We start from the raw sequence: 2,382 nt of genomic DNA on the forward strand, positions 1-2,382 counted from the left end.
AGAGAATGTTTCAAAAAGAGTCGTCCGAGCGCTGAAGCGTTCGCCAGCAGATCAGGCAACATGCGAGTTTAAGGAGCCCTTCATGGATGTCGGCACGACGCTCATATCGAGTGCGAAGGCGGCGAAATCCGTGCAGCCACGCATTGGTTCGCTCGACGACCCAGCGGACTTTACCGAGACCGCTGCCATGGGGTTCGCCACGCCGGGCGATCGATGTGGGGATGCCGGCAGCGTGCAAGGGCCGGCGATACTTGTCGTGGTCATAAGCGCGATCCGCATAGATTCGGGCCGGCTTGCGAAGTGGTCGACCGCGCAAGCCACGAACCGGCGGGATCGCATCGACCAGTGGAAGCAGTTGCGTGACGTCGTTGCGATTCGCGCCAGTCAGGATGACCGCGAGCGGCGTACCGTTGGCGTCGGTGGCAACGTGATGTTTGGAACCGGGTCGCGCACGATCGGTGGGGTTCGGTCCAGGCAGTATGACTTTCCGTGAGGTACAGGCTGGCCTGACGTGAAGAGTCAAACGCGGGTTAGCATTGCTGCCAGAGCCGCACGGTGTGGACTGAGCCACACCCGGCGACTTCCACCACGGAGGCCAGCATGGAACACGATAGCACGGTATACGTTGGGTTGGATGTCCACAAAGAGTCGATCACTGTCGCCTACGCGGTCGGGATGGGCGATGTGGAACTGCTGGGCAGGATCGGCACTACCAAGGGCGATATCGATCGTCTGTGTAAGCGCCTGCGTTCCAAGGGACGACGTGTGCGTGTCGTCTACGAGGCAGGACCGTGCGGTTATGGACTCTACCGTCAGCTGGTCGCGGAAGGATTTGAATGTATGGTGTGTGCGCCGTCGCTGATCCCAAAGAAACCTGGTGAGCGCGTGAAAACGGATCGACGTGACTCGATCAAGCTGGTGCGTGCACTGCGTGCTGGTGATTTGTCGGCCGTGTATGTCCCGGGGATTGAAGACGAGGCTTTTCGGGACCTGGCCCGCGCGTGGGTAAGCGCCAAGGATGATCTGAAGCAGGCACGGCAACGACTGAAGTCGTTTCTCCTCTCGCACGGGGTTCGATATCCAGGCAAGGCTGACTGGGGACCTTCATATCGACGCTGGGTAAGCCAACATTCCTTCAGCAACGAGTGGCAACAACTGGCATTCGAAGAACATCGCCGTACTCTTGGGGACCGGATAGCGCAATGCGATCGTCTTGAAGCGGCTTTGCGCGACGCGGTGGTCAACTGGCGGTTCTATCCTGCCGTCCTGGGACTGCAGGCAATGCGTGGTGTCCAGTTCACCACGGCTGTCGGGATGCTCGCCGAAGTGGGCGACCTCTCTCGCTTCGAGCATCCGCGACAACTGATGGCCTGGCTTGGTGTGACGCCATCGGAGCACTCCTCGGGCGATAAGCGGCGGCAAGGCAGCATAACCAAGACCGGCAACAGCTATGCCAGAAAGTTGTTGATCGAGGCAGCCTGGAGCTACCGACATCAGGCTCGCGTGAGCGAGAACATTGGACGTCGGCACGCCGGTCTCCCCAAGCGCATCATTGATCGCGCCTGGGACGCACAGGTTCGACTCTGTCGGCGTTATCGCAAGTTAGCTGCACGCGGGAAGAATGCCAATACCGCGGTCGTGGCGGTTGCTCGGGAACTCGCCGGATTCATTTGGGACATTACACGACTGTCGATGTCGCTCGCCATCCCGCGTATTGAACTGACTGCATGAACTTGATGATCATTTGTAAGAGTTTCCTGAAGGCGGCGTAGCCCGGTACTCGAGCAACCCGCGCAAAAACATCGCAACGGGCATCGCCCGATTTGCGTGCCCAGGAAGCGGCAGGCTCTTGAGACGGACCTCTGTAATGCGGTAACCAACCCGCGGATATCAGTGTGATACACCGTCGGCATTACTGCTACGCCGCCCTCAGGGAATTCAAATGTCCAATGCAAAACCAAAAACCGATCCGGATTGACATGGAAAGTCATATCAGGCTTTTCGCCCGCCCCAACCGCTCGAACAGAAGTGGAATCGATGACGACGCGAGAAAAGTCGATCCGGTCGGCGGCACGCAACTTTGCGAGCAGGATCTCGTGGAGCCGATCCCAGACGCCGGCCTGTTGCCAGTCGCGCAAGCGCCGCCAGCAACTGATACCCGATCCGCAGCCCATTTCGGCGGGCAGATCGCTCCAGCGAATGCCGCTTTTGAGCACGAACAGTATCCCGGTCAGCGCGGCCCGATTGGCCACGGGCTTGCGCCCCGGATACCGGAAGCGTCTCGGCCTTGCTGGCGGTAGAAGTGGTTCGATCAATGCCCACAATTCGTCGTCGATGATTGGCCTGGCCATCTCCTCGCTCCGCTCGTCACAACGGTCGAGG

1 protein-coding gene and 2 pseudogenes are annotated in these 2,382 nt (G+C 59.7%); 1 reads left to right on the forward strand and 2 read right to left on the reverse strand.

Features of this window, described 5'->3' with window-relative positions:
• Positions 1 to 10: 10 nt before the first annotated feature.
• Positions 11 to 472: pseudogene (locus C0Z16_RS36840) on the reverse strand (IS5 family transposase); the annotation flags it as partial.
• Positions 473 to 600: 128 nt separating this feature from the next.
• On the opposite strand from C0Z16_RS36840, the gene C0Z16_RS36845 reads away from it, so the two are divergent.
• Positions 601 to 1,731, forward strand: a complete 1,131-nt coding sequence (locus C0Z16_RS36845; RefSeq protein ID WP_102636834.1) for an IS110 family RNA-guided transposase — start codon at positions 601 to 603, stop codon at positions 1,729 to 1,731.
• Positions 1,732 to 1,970: 239 nt separating this feature from the next.
• On the opposite strand, the pseudogene C0Z16_RS36850 reads toward C0Z16_RS36845, so the two are convergent.
• Positions 1,971 to 2,351 (reverse strand): annotated as a pseudogene (locus tag C0Z16_RS36850) (transposase); the annotation flags it as partial.
• Positions 2,352 to 2,382 lie beyond the last annotated feature (31 nt).

It is taken from the genome of Paraburkholderia rhynchosiae (assembly GCF_002879865.1).
GTDB classification, from domain to species: domain Bacteria; phylum Pseudomonadota; class Gammaproteobacteria; order Burkholderiales; family Burkholderiaceae; genus Paraburkholderia; species Paraburkholderia rhynchosiae.